The sequence below is a fragment of the Streptomyces sp. NPDC001513 genome (assembly GCF_042894695.1).
GTDB lineage: Bacteria > Actinomycetota > Actinomycetes > Streptomycetales > Streptomycetaceae > Streptomyces.
Map to the genome: position 1 here is coordinate 365,364 of NZ_JBIAVU010000007.1, position 17,683 is coordinate 383,046.

14 protein-coding genes are annotated in these 17,683 nt (G+C 69.1%); 6 read left to right on the plus strand and 8 right to left on the minus strand.

Annotated features, from left to right (window positions below; all coding sequences use genetic code 11):
* Nucleotides 1-55: 55 nt before the first annotated feature.
* The gene (locus tag ACFYZ4_RS18175; RefSeq protein ID WP_390784336.1) at nt 56-1,462 is read right to left on the minus strand and encodes a cytochrome P450; all 1,407 of its coding nucleotides are present in this window, start codon (nt 1,460-1,462) and stop codon (nt 56-58) included.
* A gap of 185 nt (nt 1,463-1,647) precedes the next feature.
* On the opposite strand from ACFYZ4_RS18175, the gene ACFYZ4_RS18180 reads away from it, so the two are divergent.
* Complete coding sequence (locus ACFYZ4_RS18180; protein ID WP_351287451.1) at nt 1,648-1,956, plus strand: putative quinol monooxygenase; 309 nt, start codon at nt 1,648-1,650, stop codon at nt 1,954-1,956.
* Between the two features lie 12 nt (nt 1,957-1,968).
* Here ACFYZ4_RS18180 and ACFYZ4_RS18185 read toward each other — a convergent pair whose 3' ends face one another.
* A complete protein-coding gene (locus ACFYZ4_RS18185) occupies nt 1,969-2,769 on the minus strand; it encodes a hypothetical protein (protein WP_390784337.1) in 801 nt (266 codons plus the stop codon).
* Nucleotides 2,770-2,997: 228 nt separating this feature from the next.
* On the opposite strand from ACFYZ4_RS18185, the gene ACFYZ4_RS18190 reads away from it, so the two are divergent.
* On the plus strand, nt 2,998-3,366 hold the full coding sequence (locus ACFYZ4_RS18190; RefSeq protein ID WP_390784338.1) for a VOC family protein: 369 nt from the start codon (nt 2,998-3,000) through the stop codon (nt 3,364-3,366).
* A 24-nt stretch (nt 3,367-3,390) separates the two neighbouring features.
* On the opposite strand, the gene ACFYZ4_RS18195 is transcribed toward ACFYZ4_RS18190, so the two are convergent.
* The 4 genes from ACFYZ4_RS18195 to ACFYZ4_RS18210 all read right to left on the minus strand — a co-directional run bounded on the left by ACFYZ4_RS18195 (nt 3,391) and on the right by ACFYZ4_RS18210 (nt 7,101).
* On the minus strand, nt 3,391-3,792 hold the full coding sequence (locus ACFYZ4_RS18195) for a hypothetical protein (protein ID WP_390784339.1): 402 nt from the start codon (nt 3,790-3,792) through the stop codon (nt 3,391-3,393).
* Nucleotides 3,792-4,112, minus strand: coding sequence for a hypothetical protein (locus ACFYZ4_RS18200; protein ID WP_390784340.1), 321 nt, complete (start codon nt 4,110-4,112; stop codon nt 3,792-3,794). Before ACFYZ4_RS18200 ends, ACFYZ4_RS18195 begins: the two co-directional genes overlap by 1 nt.
* A gap of 727 nt (nt 4,113-4,839) precedes the next feature.
* Entirely contained in the window at nt 4,840-5,472 is a 633-nt protein-coding gene (locus tag ACFYZ4_RS18205) for a hypothetical protein (RefSeq protein WP_390784341.1), read from the minus strand.
* A 99-nt stretch (nt 5,473-5,571) separates the two neighbouring features.
* Nucleotides 5,572-7,101 (minus strand): UDP-N-acetylglucosamine 1-carboxyvinyltransferase, encoded by a 1,530-nt coding sequence (locus ACFYZ4_RS18210; protein WP_351287460.1) that lies wholly within the window; start codon nt 7,099-7,101, stop codon nt 5,572-5,574.
* A 553-nt stretch (nt 7,102-7,654) separates the two neighbouring features.
* Here ACFYZ4_RS18210 and acnA point away from each other — a divergent pair.
* The 4 genes from acnA to ACFYZ4_RS18230 all read left to right on the plus strand — a co-directional run bounded on the left by acnA (nt 7,655) and on the right by ACFYZ4_RS18230 (nt 14,031).
* On the plus strand, nt 7,655-10,384 hold the full coding sequence (gene acnA, locus ACFYZ4_RS18215) for an aconitate hydratase AcnA (protein ID WP_390784342.1): 2,730 nt from the start codon (nt 7,655-7,657) through the stop codon (nt 10,382-10,384).
* A gap of 295 nt (nt 10,385-10,679) precedes the next feature.
* On the plus strand, nt 10,680-12,104 hold the full coding sequence (ngcE, locus tag ACFYZ4_RS18220) for an N-acetylglucosamine/diacetylchitobiose ABC transporter substrate-binding protein (protein ID WP_384340481.1): 1,425 nt from the start codon (nt 10,680-10,682) through the stop codon (nt 12,102-12,104).
* Between the two features lie 42 nt (nt 12,105-12,146).
* Entirely contained in the window at nt 12,147-13,091 is a 945-nt protein-coding gene (locus tag ACFYZ4_RS18225) for a sugar ABC transporter permease (RefSeq protein WP_351287465.1), read from the plus strand.
* A 13-nt stretch (nt 13,092-13,104) separates the two neighbouring features.
* Nucleotides 13,105-14,031 carry a carbohydrate ABC transporter permease gene (locus tag ACFYZ4_RS18230; RefSeq protein ID WP_351287467.1) on the plus strand — a complete coding sequence of 309 codons (927 nt, stop codon included), beginning with the start codon at nt 13,105-13,107 and terminating at the stop codon, nt 14,029-14,031.
* A gap of 1 nt (nt 14,032) precedes the next feature.
* On the opposite strand, the gene ACFYZ4_RS18235 is transcribed toward ACFYZ4_RS18230, so the two are convergent.
* Nucleotides 14,033-14,536, minus strand: coding sequence for an MgtC/SapB family protein (locus ACFYZ4_RS18235; protein WP_390784343.1), 504 nt, complete (start codon nt 14,534-14,536; stop codon nt 14,033-14,035).
* Between the two features lie 33 nt (nt 14,537-14,569).
* Complete coding sequence (gene mgtA, locus ACFYZ4_RS18240) at nt 14,570-17,296, minus strand: magnesium-translocating P-type ATPase (RefSeq protein ID WP_390784344.1); 2,727 nt, start codon at nt 17,294-17,296, stop codon at nt 14,570-14,572.
* Nucleotides 17,297-17,683 lie beyond the last annotated feature (387 nt).

Below are 17,683 nucleotides of genomic sequence, written 5' to 3' on the forward strand. Positions count from 1 at the left end.
CGTGCAGGGCCGGCGCGAACCGGCCCGCCTCGCCCGCCGGACGGCAGGACGGCCGCTACCCGTCCACGCGACGGACCCGGCAGCGCGCCGGGCCGTCCGTCCGCAGGGTGATCCCGGCCCCGACCGGGATCTCGGTGTCCACGGCCTCGAACGCGTACGCACGCAGGATCATCGCCAGCGCGACCACCGACTCCAGCATCGAGAAGTGCTGCCCGATGCAGGCGCGCGGGCCGCCGCCGAAGGGGAACCACGCGTAGCGCGGCCGCGCCGCCTCCGCCTCCGGGGTGAAGCGCTCGGGGTCGAAGCGCTCCGGGTCCGGCCAGTGCTCCGGGTGGCGGTGCGTCACCCAGGGCGCCACGATCACGTCCGCGCCCGCGGGGACGGTGTGCTCCCCGATCCTCGTGTCGACGACGGCCTTGCGGCCGATGACCGGCGCGGCCGGATACAGGCGCATGGCCTCTTTGAGCACCCGGGTGAGGTACGGGAGCCGGTCCAGGTCGGCGGCCTCGGGCGTACGGTCGCCCAGGACGCGGGAGATCTCCTCGCGGGCCCGGCTCTGCTCCTCCGGATGGCGGGCCAGCAGGTGCAGGGCGAAGGAGAGGGAGGTGGCGGTCGTCTCGTGCCCGGCGAGCAGGAAGATCAGCACCTGGTCGCGCAGCTCGGAGGCGTCGAACTCCTTGTCGTCCGAACTCCGGGCGGCGGCGAGCAGCGTCAGCAGATCGTCACCCTCGCCGTCCTGACCGGCGGTGTCCGCGCCGGCCCCGCCCCGCCGCTCCGCGATGATCTTGTCGCACACCCCGTAGAGCTCGTCCATCGCGGCGGCCGCCCGCCTGTTGCCCGGGGTGGGCCAGTGCCGCGGGATGTTGGCGGGGGAGTAGCCGCGGCGCAGCACGTAGTCCGTGATGACCGGAAAGCATCGGGCCACGACGTCGGCGGTGGCCTCGACGTCGGTGCCGAAGAGGATCCGGGCCACGGCGCGCAGGGCGAGGTGCGTCATCTCGTCGGAGACGTCGACGACGCCGTCCACGGCCTCCTCCCACGCGGTGATGACCGACGCGGTCTCGGCGGCGACTGCCCCGGCGTAGCCGTCCACCCGGCGCCGGGTGAAGAGCGGCTGCACCAGCCGGCGCTGGCGCAGGTAGTCCTCGTCCTGGCTGGTCAGCAGCCCGTTGCCGAAGGAGTCCCGGACCTCCTGGTAGAAGGCGTTGTCCTTGCGGAAGTTGGCCGAGTCGGAGGCGAGCACCTGCTGGGCGCCCTCGGGCGAGAAGACGCAGTACAGCTCGGCCCGCATCCCGGGCGGGCCGGCCGTGACCCGTACGACGTCGCCGTGCCGGTGCTGCGCCCGCAGATAGGTGCCGAGGGAGTCCGACCTCAGGTCGAAGAGCGACCCGAACAGCGGAACCCCGACGAGTTCGGGAACCTCCGGCCCCGGACCGGCCCCTGCGTCCGCACCACCCGCCATGCCCGCTCCCTCGTCCCGCTCCCACGCCCGGTACCGGTACCGGAGGCCCGATTCTGCCGGTCCCCCGGCCCGTATGACCAGGAGTCCCGCCCCATCCGGCCGAATACCGACGAGCCCCCGGGACCCCGTGCGTGACGCGGCATCACCTACCCTGGCCCAAAGTCGGCCAGCGTCAGGAGTTCCCGATGTCCGTCGTCGTCACCGCCGTGGTCCACCCGAAGCCCGGGCTGCTGGAGGAAGCGCTGGCCGTGTACGCCCGCCACATCGACGCCGTGCACGCCGAACCCGGCTGCGAGCTCTACGCACTGCACACCGACGGGACTTCGATCGTGGTCATCGAGAAGTGGGCCGGCCGGGCGGACCTCGACGCACACGCGAGCGGCGAGGTGATGGCGAAGCTCGGACCCGAGCTGAACGCCCTGCGCGACCAGCCCGCCGACGTCACGATCCTCCAGCCCCACCCGACAGGCACCACCGCACAGGGCGCGCTGTAACCGGGCGCGAGGTCAGGGACGCCAGCGCTCCTGGCCCGGGCCCTTGCAGGTGTAGAGCCTGCCGTTCTTCTTGCCGATCCCGGTCGCTCCGGGCGTCGAGCAGAAGGCGCCCGGGGTGACGGTGCCGGCGCTTCCGCCGCCCGTACTCGATCCGCCGGACGAGGTGTCGTCGTCGTCCTCAGGCGTCGGCGTGGGCGCCGGCGGGGGTGTGGGCGTGGGAGTGGGCTTCGGGCGGAGGGTGGTGTTCTTCTCGGCCGGACACCGCGTGCCGGGCGCGACGAGGTGCACGCTCGTGTCCGCGTCCTTCGGAACGAGCATCGTGCCTTCCCCGGGGCTCTGGAAGCAGGCGATCCAGTCCGTGTAGGCGGCGGGGAGCTCCACGTCGTTGTACGCGCTGAGCGCGGTGAGTTCCTTGTCGATCAGGTCCTCGACGGCCTTCTCCGCCTCCCGGAAGGGCTTGCCCACGACGGCGGGCATCTGCGGGTCCGGGCTCTTCGTCGGCGTGGGTGCCGTCGAGGCGGCGGCCGGAGGCGTGGCCGTGGCGGCCACCGGCTGGGTCGCGGCGGGCTGCGGCTTGGCATCGGCGGCGGTCTTCTTCGGTGGATCGCCCAGGAACGGGGTCAGGAACCAGAGGCCTGCCAGCACCGTTGCGACGACCTTCTTCACCTGGCTCCACGGACTCAGCCAGGCGAGGGCTATGCCGACGGGCGGTATGAGGACCAGCAGGGAAATGATCAGTGCCGGATGCTGCCACCAGCGCCGTACGGGCGCTTGTGCCTGCGGGTTCGGGTAGTACGGCGGCGGGTAGGTCACGTGGCGTCCTTCTGGCGGTACCTGATGGGCCCGGCGAGCGTACAAAAGATTGAATCTTGTACCGGTGGGTACGCGGAATGAGCTCTGGGAACGGGCCGTCACCCCCGAAAACGGCGAAGGCCCGGCGGGCTGCAGACGACGTCGTCGCCGGCTCCGAGCCTCCGAGCCTTCGGGGGAAATCGGGCAAGCCCGTGGTGCTGCTCAGCTGTAGGCGCCACAATCGGTCGGATGATCGGACAGCTGTGCGCCATCGTCATCGACTGCCCCAACCCATCCGAGCTCGCCGACTTCTACGGGAAGTTGCTGTCGCTCTCACGGATCGATGACACTCCGGACTTCGTCGTGCTCGGCACCCCGGAGCGCAAGGAAGTCGTCTCCTTCCAGCGGGTCCCCGACTTCCGACCGCCACGGTGGTCCGTCCCCGGCCATCCTCAGCAGATGCACATCGACGTGATGGTCGCGGATCTCGACGTGGCCGAGCCGCAAGTCCTGGCGTTGGGCGCGACCTTGCTCGACGGGTCGGACAAGCCGGTGGGATACCGGGTGTACGCCGACCCCGTCGGCCACCCCTTCTGCCTCCTCACACCAATGGAGTGAACGGCAGAGCGCCTGCACCACCGGTCAGGCACCGACGAAGGTGATCAACAGCCGCCGGTTGGGGTTCGTACAGGGGTTGGGCTTCTCGAACCACTGCCCGTAGACCGGGCCTGAGGTGACGACGTTCCCGACGAAGGCGCGCATCCTTGCCCCGGTGTCGGGGCGCCGCAGACCGGACTCGGTGCCGGTCAGCTCGATGATCAGGCGGACGAGGCCGCCGGCGGTGAACAGCACGTGATCGCACGCCTCGACCTTCGCGGGGTCGAAGGCCCAGATCCCGCGGCTGCTGCGGTAGATGTCCTCCAGGGCCATCCCGTCCTCCCAACCGTTGACCTCACGGCCGAGCGGGTCCTGCTCGGCGCTCCACGGGAGCGGTGCGACGTGGGCGTGGAGCTTGACGACGGCGATCTTCTTGTTGCTGTTCATCAACGGGTTCCGTAGGTCGAGGTTCGGGAGGGCGCGGGTTCTTCGTCCGGGCCGTCGCAGGCGCTGCTGATCAGACCGATAACGATCAGGATGCCGAAGAGGACCCCGAGGCAACTGTCGCGGTCCTTCTTGGCCTGGCGCTTGGCCTCTTCGGCGGCGACCACGGCGGCGAGGCCGAGGGCGGCCACGCCCATGATCGCGTCGCCGACGGTGAGGTGGCCGTCCTGCTTGGGGTCGTTGCCCGGCTCGGGCTTCGTGGGGTCCGGGGGAGGCTTTTGGGAAGGAACCCCGGACATGTTGAACGGGTCGTCAGAAGTCACTGCCGGAGGCTGGCTTCCGCAGGTCGAAGAGGGGAGCCCCGTCCCAAGGGGCGGTCCGCCGGCACATCGCTTGACTAAGGGGTTTGACGGTCCGACGGCCTCAGGCGCACCCCTGCCGTGGCGCGGCGTCTGCCACGTGAGGGAGGGGCTTCTGATGCTCCGCCAGGCCTTTCGACAAGTCGTGTGGTGGCAGCGGATGGGGGCCACGCCGCCACCTACCTGGTGGTGAGTGGTTCAAGGTCTCGCGGCCGCGGTACTTGCCCGTGGAGACGCGTGGGGACAGGGCAGTCGCGGACGGCCTTACCTCCGACGTGTCCCACGCCTTCGGTAGCTCCGGCATGACGTTGTGCGGGATCCAGGAAGCCGGCATGTCGCCGTCCTGCCGGGAAGCGGCGGGCGTCATCGATGGCCGCCGGCCGCAGGCGATGAGGGGCGAGCAAGCGCGCGTCAGCGTGGCTCGGCGGCGAACCGGCGCGACCTCCGGCCGGCGGCTTCATCCCTCGTCGGATGTCTGACGCAAGGCGGTGAAACGCCAGTCGAGGAGGTCCACGCACTCGTGAATCCCCGGCTGGGGGCCGTCGGCGTACTCGCGCATCACCAAGATGGCCTGCACGTTGCGCCCCGTGGTGATCAGGCGGTCTACCTCCCGCCGGCCCTCGGCCGACAGCCGGCACCACAGAGACCGGATAACCGCCTCCCGCGGCCGGCCAGAAGGCAAAACGCTCCTTCAGTCTGCGTCAGGCCCGGCCTTCAGGCCTTCGGGCTTTCGTGTCGAGCGTGCCCACTCCCACACCGTGTGCGCTACGAGAGCCACGGCCGTGAGGACGGCGAGCACGCGGATCGTGCTCCAGGTGACTTCGACGAAGTGTCCCGCAGTGGCCGCTTCCACCTTCAGGCGGGCGGAGGTCTCGACATAGGCGATGAGCGGGACGAGGAGGCGGAAGGCGAGTCCGCCGATTCCGGGGATCCGTGCCAGGTTCCCGAAGAGGCCCATCGGGGCGCCGAAGAGAAGGGCGGCGATTCCCCAGGCCAGAATTCCCGACGAGATGCCCTCCCCGCTCATTCCGTCGGATGTCATTCCGATCGGTGCGGCGGGCCTCAGATGTTTGAGCACGTAGTAGACGGTCACACCGATGGCCAGTGCCGAAGCGGCCAGCCACGCCGACTCCGTCTTCGACGGCCGGGTGTATCCGATCAGGAAGGCCAGGCACGCCCACGACCATCCCGCGGAGAACACGAGGTTCACGATGTGAAAGACCGGGCCGTCGAAGGTGCCCGCGAGCGCGCCCAGCGTGCCTATCGCCGCGCCTGCTCCGAGAGCTGAAAGTAAGGACATGGTGCGCGTGCGCGGAAGATTCACTCTACGTTCCCTGTCTGCGATCGCCCCGGGCCGGCGACGGCCCACAGGCGCAGGCGGGCCAGGGGACGGGAAAGCGTCCCCTGGCCTGCGGTTCGGCGGTCAGATGTCGCGGAAGATTTCGATCTGGGCGCCTACCGAGTTGAGGCGTTCCGCCAGTTCCTCGTAGCCGCGGTTGATCACGTAGACGTTGCGCAGGACCGAGGTGCCCTCCGCGGCCATCATCGCGAGGAGGACGACCACCGCCGGGCGCAGGGCCGGGGGGCACATCATTTCCGCGGCGCGCCAGCGGGTGGGGCCCTCCACCAGGACGCGGTGGGGGTCCAGGAGTTGGAGGCGGCCGCCGAGGCGGTTGAGGTCGGTCAGGTAGATGGCGCGGTTGTCGTACACCCAGTCGTGGATCAGGGTCTGGCCCTGTGCGACGGCGGCGATGGCCGCGAAGAACGGGACGTTGTCGATGTTCAGCCCGGGGAACGGCATCGGGTGGATCTTGTCGATCGGGGCTTCGAGCTTCGACGGGCGGACGGTGAGGTCCACCAGGCGGGTGCGGCCGTTGTCCGCGACGTACTCCGCCGAGCGGTCGTGGTCGAGGCCCATCTCCTCCAGTACCGCGAGCTCGATCTCCATGAACTCGATCGGCACCCGGCGGATGGTCAGCTCCGACTCCGTGACGACCGCCGCGGCGAGCAGGCTCATCGCCTCGACCGGGTCCTCGGAGGGGGAGTAGTCCACGTCCACGTCGATGTTCGGGACGCCGTGGACGGTGAGGGTGGTGGTGCCGACGCCCTCGACCTTGACGCCCAGCGCCTCCAGGAAGAAGCAGAGGTCCTGGACCATGTAGTTGGAGGAGGCGTTGCGGATGACGGTGACGCCGTCGTGCCGGGCGGCGGCCAGCAGCGCGTTCTCGGTGACCGTGTCCCCGCGCTCGGTCAGGACGATCGGACGGTCGGGGGAGACCCCGGCCTCGACCTTCGCGTGGTAGATCCCCTCGGTCGCGGTGATGTCCAGGCCGAAGCGGCGCAGGGCGATCATGTGCGGCTCGACGGTGCGGGTGCCGAGGTCGCAGCCGCCGGCGTACGGGAGGCGGAAGCTGTCCGTCCGGTGCAGCAGCGGGCCCAGGAACATGATGATGCTCCGGGTCCGGCGCGCCGCGTCCGCGTCCATGGCCTCCAGGTCGAGGCGGGCCGGCGGGATCAGCTCCAGGTCCACGCCGTCGTTGATCCAGCGGGTGCGGACGCCGATGGAGTTGAGCACCTCCAGGAGGCGGTAGACCTCCTCGATGCGGGCCACCCGCCTCAGCACCGTGCGGCCCTTGTTGAGGAGCGAGCCGCAGAGCAGGGCGACACACGCGTTCTTGCTCGTCTTGACGTCGATGGCGCCCGACAGCCGGCGGCCGCCGACCACTCGCAGGTGCATCGGGCCGGCGTAGCCGAGGGAGACGATCTCGCTGTCGAGCGCTTCGCCGATGCGGGCGATCATCTCAAGGCTGATGTTCTGGTTGCCGCGCTCGATCCGGTTCACGGCACTCTGGCTGGTGCCGAGTGCCTCGGCGAGCTGACTCTGTGTCCAGCCCCGGTGTTGACGGGCGTCACGGATGAGCTTGCCGATGCGTACGAGGTAGTCGTCTGCCATGGGGGCACGTTATCTCAGATATGAGATGACTCCCGCGCTGGGTATGCCAGATGGGTGTGTCAGATGGTCGATTTGGGGGTTATTGACCGTCAGGTCCCATAGTCGCTCCCCGTGTGTGTGATGCCTCGGCGGTCCGGCCGGGCAGACGGGTGAGCCGCTGTGCCGCCCCCTGTGCGCGTGGTCGCCGCCCCCCTGTGCGTGAGGGGGAGGGGTCGGCGGCTCCCCCCGGGTCGCGTCGAGGAGGCGCCGCGGCGGCGTGCCCGACACGCCCTCGCGTGTCGGCGGGGCGCGCGCCCGACGCGGCCCGAAGCGCCCCCTCGGCGGCGGGCCGGCGGCGGGGCAGCGGCGCGTCGGCGGCAGGCCGGAGCCGGTCCGCAGGTGCGCGCCTCGTCCCCGGACCCGGACATGTACTAGAGTTATCTCGACATCGAGATATCTGCCGAAGGCGTACCGCAGCCGCCCCCGCTGGTAAGGGTTACCTAACTTAGCCCTACCTTAGCGGATTGGCCAAGGGGCGTGGCGGCAGGATGCGGTTATACGCGCGAATTCATGCATGAAGGAGACTGTCGTGTCGGCGAACAGCTTCGACGCCCGCAGCACGCTGCAGGTGGGCGACGAGTCGTACGAGATCTTCAAGCTGGACAAGGTCGAGGGCTCCGCCCGCCTTCCCTACAGCCTGAAGGTCCTGCTGGAGAACCTGCTCCGTACCGAGGACGGCGCGAACATCACCGCCGACCACATCCGGTCGCTCGGGAACTGGGACTCGCAGGCCCAGCCCAGCGAGGAGATCCAGTTCACGCCGGCTCGCGTGATCATGCAGGACTTCACCGGCGTCCCCTGCGTCGTGGACCTCGCCACCATGCGCGAGGCCGTGAAGGCCCTCGGCGGCGACCCGGCGAAGATCAACCCGCTCTCGCCCGCCGAGATGGTCATCGACCACTCGGTCATCGCCGACAAGTTCGGCACGAAGGACGCCTTCGCGCAGAACGTCGAGCTGGAGTACGGCCGCAACAAGGAGCGCTACCAGTTCCTGCGCTGGGGCCAGACCGCCTTCGACGACTTCAAGGTCGTCCCCCCGGGCACCGGCATCGTCCACCAGGTCAACATCGAGCACCTGGCCCGCACGGTCATGGTCCGGAACGGCCAGGCGTACCCCGACACCCTCGTCGGCACCGACTCGCACACCACCATGGTCAACGGCCTGGGCGTGCTGGGCTGGGGCGTCGGCGGCATCGAGGCCGAGGCCGCGATGCTCGGCCAGCCGGTCTCCATGCTGATCCCGCGCGTCGTGGGCTTCAAGCTGACCGGCGAGCTGCCCACCGGCACCACCGCCACCGACCTCGTGCTGACGATCACCGAGATGCTGCGCAAGCACGGCGTCGTCGGCAAGTTCGTCGAGTTCTACGGTGAGGGCGTCGCCGCCACCTCCCTCGCGAACCGCGCCACCATCGGCAACATGTCGCCGGAGTTCGGCTCCACCGCCGCGATCTTCCCGATCGACGACGAGACCCTGAAGTACCTGCGCCTGACCGGCCGCGACGCCCAGCAGGTCGCGCTCGTCGAGGCGTACGCCAAGGAGCAGGGCCTGTGGCTGGACCCGGCCGCCGAGCCGGACTTCTCCGAGAAGCTGGAGCTCGACCTCTCCACGGTCGTCCCCTCCATCGCCGGCCCGAAGCGCCCGCAGGACCGCATCGTCCTCGCGAACGCCTCGCAGCAGTTCGCGCTCGACGTGCGCAACTACGTCGAGGACGACGACGAGGCGGGCAAGGAGTCCTTCCCGGCCTCCGACGCCCCGGCCTCCGCCAACGGCGTCCCGAGCCGCCCGACCCAGGTCACCCTGGCCGACGGCACCTCCTTCGAGATCGACCACGGCGCCGTCACCGTCGCCGCGATCACCTCGTGCACCAACACCTCGAACCCCTACGTCATGGTCGCCGCGGCGCTCGTGGCCAAGAAGGCCGTCGAGAAGGGCCTGACCCGCAAGCCGTGGGTCAAGACCACCCTGGCCCCGGGCTCGAAGGTCGTCACCGACTACTTCGACAAGGCCGGCCTGACCCCGTACCTCGACAAGATGGGCTTCAACCTCGTCGGGTACGGCTGCACCACCTGCATCGGCAACTCCGGTCCGCTGGACGAGGAGATCTCGAAGGCGATCAACGAGCACGACCTCGCGGTCACCTCGGTCCTCTCGGGCAACCGCAACTTCGAGGGCCGGATCAACCCCGACGTCAAGATGAACTACCTGGCCTCCCCGCCGCTGGTCGTCGCGTACGCCATCGCGGGCTCCATGAAGGTGGACATCACCAAGGACGCCATCGGCACCGACACCGAGGGCAAGCCGGTCTTCCTCGCGGACATCTGGCCCTCCGAGGCCGAGGTCAACGACGTCGTGGCGAACGCCATCGGCGAGGACATGTTCAGCAAGTCCTACCAGGACGTCTTCGCGGGCGACGCCCAGTGGCAGGCGCTGTCCATCCCCACCGGCAACACCTTCGAGTGGGACCCGCAGTCCACCTACGTCCGCAAGCCCCCCTACTTCGAGGGCATGACGATGGAGACCACCCCGGTCTCCGACATCGCCGGCGCCCGCGTGCTGGCGAAGCTGGGCGACTCGGTCACCACCGACCACATCTCCCCGGCCGGTGCGATCAAGGCCGACACCCCGGCCGGCAAGTACCTCACGGAGCACGGCGTCGAGCGCCGCGACTTCAACTCGTACGGTTCCCGCCGCGGCAACCACGAGGTCATGATCCGCGGTACCTTCGCCAACATCCGCCTGCGCAACCAGATCGCGCCGGGCACCGAGGGCGGCTTCACCCGCGACTTCACCGTCGAGGGCGCGCCGGTCGCGTTCATCTACGACGCCTCGCAGAACTACCAGGCCGCCGGCATCCCGCTGGTCATCCTGGCGGGCAAGGAGTACGGCTCCGGCTCCTCCCGCGACTGGGCCGCCAAGGGCACCGCGCTGCTCGGCGTCAAGGCCGTCATCGCCGAGTCCTACGAGCGCATCCACCGCTCCAACCTGATCGGCATGGGCGTCCTGCCCCTGCAGTTCCCGGAGGGCGCCACCGCCGCCTCCCTGGGCCTCACCGGCGAGGAGACCTTCGCCTTCACCGGTGTGGAGGAGCTGAACAACGGCACCACCCCGCGCACCGTCAAGGTGACCACCGACACCGGTGTGGAGTTCGACGCGGTCGTCCGCATCGACACGCCGGGTGAGGCGGACTACTACCGCAACGGCGGCATCATGCAGTACGTGCTCCGGAACCTCATCCGAGGCTGAGGACCGTAGCGGCACCAAAGGGCCGTATCCCCGTTAAGGGGGTGCGGCCCTTCCGCCTTTTCCGGCCGGGGCCAGGTTTCGGGGAGGTCTCAACTCGGAAAAGCTGACAGGTAACCGTGTGCATGATCTTGCTCACACGAGCGGAAGTGGACTATACCTGTGCCCGTCCGGATCGCCGCGGTACTGGGCGGCACCGGACCGGGGGATGGCGGGGACCTGCGGTGATGTCCGCATGCGCGGTGCCGTCGTGATTTCCGGCCTCCTTCACACTTCTGACGAAGGCGAGGACATGAGCATGGGATCCACTGGTGAGGGCCTCGGCCGCCGTGACCTGATCAAGCGCTCCGCGGCGCTGGGACTGATCTCGGTGCCCACGATGAGCTTCCTGTCCGCCTGCGCCTCCGGCGGTGAGGACACGACGAAGGGGCCGGACAAGGCCGCGGTGACCAAGGAGAACCCCTTCGGCGTCGCCAAGGGCGGCAAGCTCGACGTCGTCGTCTTCAAGGGCGGGTTCGGTGACGACTACGCGAAGGCCTGGGAGGCCGCCTTCGACAAGAAGTGGGGCACCACCAGCTCCCACCTCGGCACCCAGGAGATCACCGGCAAGCTCCAGACGCGCTTCAACGGCGGGAACCCGCCGGACGTCGTCGACGACTCCGGCGCCCAGAAGATCAAGCTGGACGTGCTCTTCAAGAGCAACCAGCTCGCCGACCTCACCCCGGTGCTCGACGCGCCCTCGCTCGACGACCCGAGCAAGAAGGTCCGCGACCTGCTGATCGCCGGCACCATCGAACAGGGCACGCAGGGCGGTAAGTTCGTCTCCCTGAACTACGTCTACACCGTCTTCGGCTTCTGGTACTCCGGGAAGCTCTTCAAGGAGAAGGGCTGGACGCCGCCCAAGACCTGGGACGAGTTCCTCGGGGTCTGCGCGAAGGCCAAGGAGGCCGGCATCGGCGGACTGGCCCACCAGGGGAAGTTCCCGTACTACATCAACGTCGTCATCATGGACCTGATCGCCAAGAAGGGCGGTCTGGACGCCATGAAGGCGATCGACAACCTGGAGCCGAACGCCTTCGAGGGCAGCGCGGCCGCCCTCGCCGCCGTCGAGGCGGTCTACGAGGTGGTCGAGAAGGACCTGCTGCTGCCGGGCACCAACGGCCTCACCCACACCGAGTCCCAGACCGCGTGGAACCAGTACAAGGCGGCTTTCATCCCCTCCGGCTCCTGGCTGGAGAACGAGCAGCTCAAGCAGACCCCCGACGACTTCGACATGCAGTTCCTGCCGGTCCCGCTGCTGGCCGACAGCAAGCTGCCCTTCGAGGCCATCCGGGCCGGCGCCGGCGAGCCCTTCATCGTGCCGGAGAAGGCGGCCAACAAGGCCGGCGGCCTGGAGTTCATCCGCTCGATGCTCTCCCGCGAGTGGTCGACGATCTTCGCCCAGCAGGCCAACTCGCTCACCGTGGTCAAGGACGGCGTGGATCCGAACGTCAAGCTGCGGCCGGGCACCCAGTCCGCGGTGACCGCCCTCAAGGCGGCGGGGACGAACACCTTCAACTACCTTTACCCCGACTGGTACAGCGAGATGGACACGGCCCTCCAGGACGCGTCCAATGAGCTGATGGCCAAGCGGATTCAGCCGAAGGAGTGGATCAAGCGGGCTCAGGCTGCGGTAGACAAGGCGGCGCAGGACCCGAACGCCAAGAACAACCGTCGCAGCTGATCGCGCGCCCCACCGGTCACCGGCACACCAGGGACGGACACCATGAGCCAAGTAGCCCAGGGCAGAGGACGGAGCGGCTTCATCGCCGGCTTCCTCCTCGCACCCCTCGCGCTGTACCTGACCTTCGTCATCTGGCCGTACGTACAGACGTTCGGCTACTCCTTCACCAACTGGACGGGCCAGTCGCCGACCTTCGACTTCGTCGGGGTGGACAACTACACGGCCCTGATGAAGGACGAGGTCTTCCGCGGCGCCCTGTGGCACAACCTGCTGCTCCTGGTGTTCGTCCCGGCGGTCACCATCCTGCTCGCCCTCTTCTTCGCCTTCATGGTGAACGCGGGCGGGCGGGGCGGGGCCGGCGGGGTGCAGGGCGTGCGGGGATCGGGCTTCTACAAGATCGTCTACTTCTTCCCGCAGGTGCTCTCGCTCGCCATCCTCGCGGTGCTCTTCGGGGCCGTGTACCGCACCGACGAGGGCGGCCTGCTCAACGGCGTCCTCATCAAGCTCGGCCTGGTCGACCGGCTGCACCCCATCGAATGGCTCAATGAGCCGAGGCTCGTGCTCTGGTGCCTGCTCCTCGTGGTCGTCTGGCACGGCGTCGGCTTCTACCTCGTGCTCTTCTCGGCGGCCATGCAGTCCGTCCCCAAGGACATCTACGAGGCCGCCCTGCTCGACGGGGCGGGGCGCGCCCAGACCTTCTTCAAGGTCACGCTGCCCCTGCTGTGGGACTCCGTGCAGACCTCCGCGGTCTACCTGGGCATCGCCGCGATGGACATGTTCGTCCTCGTGTCGACCATGACCTCGGGCCAGTTCGGCGGCGGCCCCGACCACCACAGCGAGGTCATGGCCACGGTGCTGATGAGGAACTTCCTCTACTTCGGCAAGAGCGGCTACGCCTGCGCCATGGGCGTGGTCATGCTCGTCCTCACCATGATCCTTTCCGTCATCACGCTGCGCGCCACCCGCCGCGAGCGCATCGAGTTCTGAGCGGGAGACCCTCATGACCACAGTGATCAAGGCTCCGGGCGAAAAGGCCGCGGAGCGGTCCGGGGGAGCCGGCCCGAGCGGGGAACGGGGCGGCAAGGGCTCCGAGGGCATGGTCCTCAACGTCTTCTCCCACGGCTTCCTCGCCGTCTGGGCCATACTGATCGTCCTGCCCCTGATCTGGCTGGCGCTCGGCTCCTTCAAGACCGACGCGCAGATCGGCGGCTCGGCCCTCAGCTGGCCCTCCAACTGGAACGTCGACGCCTTCGGCCGGGCCTGGGACAAGGGCATCGGCGACTACTTCGCCAACACGCTGATCGTGATGGTGTTCTCGGTCCCGCTGACGATGCTGCTCGGCTCGATGGCGGCGTACGTCCTGGCCCGCTACCCCTTCCCGGGGAACCGGTTCATCTACTACTTCTTCGTCAGCGGGGCGATGTTCCCCGTGTTCCTCGCGCTGGTCCCGCTGTTCTTCATGGTCAAGCGCTTCGACATGCTGAACACGTACCAGGGCCTGATCCTCGTGTACGTCGCCTACTCGATGCCGTTCACCGTCTTCTTCATGCACTCGTTCTTCCGCACGCTGCCGACGGCGGTGCACGAGGCGGCGGTGATCGACGGGGCCTCCGACACCCGGATCTTCTTCCAGGTGATGGTGCCGATGGCCAAGCCCGGCCTGATCAGCGTCGGGATATTCAACATCCTGGGCCAGTGGAACCAGTACATCCTGCCCTCCGTGCTGATGCAGCCCCAGACGGGATCGGACCCCGAGCGCTACCTGCTCACCCAGGGTCTGATCCAGCTCCAGCAGCAGCAGGGCTACGAGACCGACCTGCCCGTGCTGTTCGCCGGCGTGACGATCGCGATGATCCCGATGCTGGTGGTCTACCTCTCCTTCCAGCGCCAGATCCAGGCCGGCCTGACCTCCGCCACCCTGAAGTAGGTCACGCGGGGACCACCGACCAGCCGACCGCCGAGACCGAGGGGTCGAGCGAGAGGGTGCTGACGGCCTCCTCCAGCGCCCGGGCCCCCTCGCCCTCGGCGGTCAGCAGCGCGGACACGGTCACCTTGCCGGGGTCCGGCCCGTCCGCACTGCGGATCTCCCGGAGCTGGTACCCCGGCCGGGCGAGCGCGTCCGCCAGCCGGTGCCGGATGTGGGCCTCCTCCGTCTCCAGGCACACCGCCTCGAAGTGGTAGTCGGTGGCCACCTCGGCCCCGCCGCGCGGCTCGCGGTCCAGCCGCCGGCCCAGCGGGCGCAGCAGGAGGTTCGCCCCCACCACGCCCACCGTGCCGAAGGCGGCCAGGACGAACAGTGCGGCGCCGCCCGCCACCAGGGCATTGGTCCGCAGCCCCGCCATGCGCGCCCGCCACTGCCGCTCCACTCCGATCGCGGCCCCGAACCCGAGGGCCGCGGCCATGTGACCGGCCATGATCCACTCGCTGGTCATCGGCTTTTCCTCCTCTCGGGGATCTCGGGGTTCTCAGAGCCAGGTGTCGAAGGTGCGGATGTACCAGGTCTTCACGAGCTGGGTGAGCGTGCAGTAGGCGAGCAGCACGCCGATCAGCCACGGGAAGTAGCTCGCCGGCAGGGCCACGAAGCCGAGCGTGGGAGCCAGCGGGGAGAAGGGCAGCCAGAGCCCGGTCAGCACCGCGAGGACCGTCGTCACCATCACCGGCCAGGAGGCGCGGGACTGGATGAAGGGGATCTTCCGGGTACGGATCATGTGGACGATCAGGGTCTGCGAGAGCAGGCCCTCGATGAACCAGCCGGACTGGAAGAGGGACTGGCTCGCCTCGCTGTCGGCCGCGAAGACGTGCCACATGATCAGGAACATCGAGATGTCGAAGATCGAGCTGACCGGGCCGATGGTGATCATGAAGCGGCCGATGCCCTTGGCGTCCCAGTTCCGGGGCTTGCGCAGGTACTCCTCGTCCATCCGGTCCCACGGGGTCGCCAGCTGCGAGATGTCGTAGACCAGGTTCTGGACCAGCAGCATGATCGCGAGCATCGGCTGGAAGGGGATGAAGGCGCTGGCCACCAGCACCGAGAAGACATTGCCGAAGTTCGACGACGCCGTCATCTTGATGTACTTGATCGTGTTGCCGAAGGTGGTGCGGCCCTGGACCACGCCCTGCTCCAGGACGGTCAGGTCCTTCTCCAGCAGGATGATGTCCGCCGACTCCTTGGCGATGTCGACGGCGGTGTCCACCGAGATGCCGACATCGGCGTCGCGCAGCGCGGCGGCGTCGTTGATGCCGTCGCCGAGGAAGCCGACCGTGTGGCCGTCGGCCTGCAGCGCCCGGACGATCCGGGCCTTCTGGACCGGGTTGACCTTGGCGAAGACCGTCGTACGGGCGGCCAGCGCGCGCAGTTCCGGCTCGTCGAGGCCGTCGATCTCGGTGCCGAGCACCACGTGCCCGACCTCGATGCCGACGTCGGCGCAGACCCGGGCGGCGACGAGGTCGTTGTCGCCGGTGACCACCTTGACGGCGACGCCCTTGTCGGCCAGGCCCTGCAGGGCGCGTCCGGCGTCGGCCTTCGGCGGGTCGAGGAAGGCGAGGAAGCCGACCAGGGTCAGCCGGTCCTCGTCGGCGACCGTGTAGGTGTCGCGCGGAGTGCCGACGGTGCGGGTGGCGACGGCGAGGACGCGCAGGCCCCGGCGGTTGTTGTCCTCCGCGATCCGGGTGACGTGCCACCGCAGCTGCTCGGTCAGCTCTACAACGGTGCCGCGGTCGGTCATGTGCGTGCAGAGGTCCAGGACCTCCTCGACGGCGCCCTTGGTGATCATGACGTGCTCGGCGCGGCCGGCGTCGCCCACCATGCTGTTCCGGTTGAGGATCACGGACATCCGGCGCCGGGCGAAGTCGAAGGGGATCTCGTCGACCATCGAGAACCGTGCGTCGACGACAACCTCCTCGGCCTCGTTGACGCGGTCGATGACCGCCTGGTCCATGAGGTTCCGCAGGCCCGTCTGGAAGTGCGCGTTGAGGTAGCCGTACTCCAGGACCTCGTTGTCCTCGTTGCCGTGCACGTCCAGGTAGCGGTCCAGGACGATCCGGTCCTCGGTGAGGGTGCCGGTCTTGTCCGTGCAGAGCACGTCCATCGCGCCCAGGTTCTGGATCGCGTTGAGCCGCTTGACGACCACCTTGCGCTTGGCCATGGCGACCGCGCCGCGCGCCAGGTTGGCTGAGACGACCATCGGCAGCATCTCGGGGGTCAGGCCGACGGCGACGGCGATGCCGAAGAGGAAGGCCTCGTCCCAGTCGCCCTTGGTGAAGCCGTTGATCATGAAGACGACGGGGACCATCACCAGCATGAAGCGGATCAGCAGGAAGCTGACCTTGCGCACGCCGGTGTCGAAGTTGGTCTGCGGGCGCTCGCCCACCAGCGAGCCGGCCATCGAGCCGAAGTACGTGTCGGCGCCGGTGGCGACGACGACGCCGGTGGCGGTGCCGGAGGTGACCGAGGTGCCCATCAGCACCAGGTTGTCGGCCTCGACCGGGTCGGTGGCCGGCTGCCGGCCGAGGTCCTCGCCGCGGGTGCCCGTGTCGGCCTTGGCGACCGGCAGGGACTCGCCGGAGAGGGCGGCCTGGCTGACCATCAGGTCCTTCGCGCTGATCAGCCGCAGGTCGGCCGGGGCCAGGTCGCCGGCGGCCAGCCTGACCACGTCGCCCGGGACCACCCGGTCCATGGGCACCTCGAAGGTGGTGGGCCCGGAGCCGCTGCCGGCCCGGCGCTGCACCGCGCAGGTGGTGGTGACGAGCCTCTTCAGCGCGTCGGCGGCGCGGCCCGAGCGGTACTCCTGCCAGAAGCGCAGCAGCCCGCTGATCCCCACCATCACGGAGAGGATGACGACGCCCGGGTCCGCGGGGTCCTGCCAGTACATGACCGCGGCCAGGAAGACCAGGACGGCGATGAACGGGTTCCAGAAGGCCTTCGCCAGCTGGACGTACCAGCGCGGGGCGCGCTCCTGGGCGACGACGTTGGGACCGTGGCGCTCCAGGCGCAGCGCGGCCTCGGCGTGGGTGAGGCCGTGGTGCGAGGCGTCCACGGACTGCAGGACCCGGACGACGGGCCGGGCGCTCGTCTCGGCGAGGCGCTCGCCGACGAGCCGGGTACGGGACTCCAGCTCGGCGCTCCTGCGCTCGCGGCGGGACCGGCCCGGCGGTGCGAGCTTCGTCGGGGTACGGGGGGTGAGCATGGTCATGACGAATACCTCCCTCCACGGCGTCCGGGCAGCGCGAAGCCGCGCGGTCACGTGGAGTGATCACAGGTCGGCGCGGAGCGGCCGGGAGGGCCGCGGGGCGCGCCGGTGGGCATGGTGAGTGGTCCCGGGACACGCCTCGGCGACGGCCGAGGGGGGAGCCGGGGGTGAGCGTGGCCGACGGAGCTGCCGGGGCACGCGGAAGGAAGAGAATGGAAAGAAACGCGACCGCGCACGGGACAGCGGTGATCCGCGGCCGTGCGCACTCGGGTACGGGTCAGCTGATCAACAGGTCAGCCGACGAGAGCGCGGCAAGGACTTCGATCGGGACTCATCCCGAACACCTCCTCGCGTAGCGCTGTCATGACGGGCGCCCGATCCGGCCGGAAA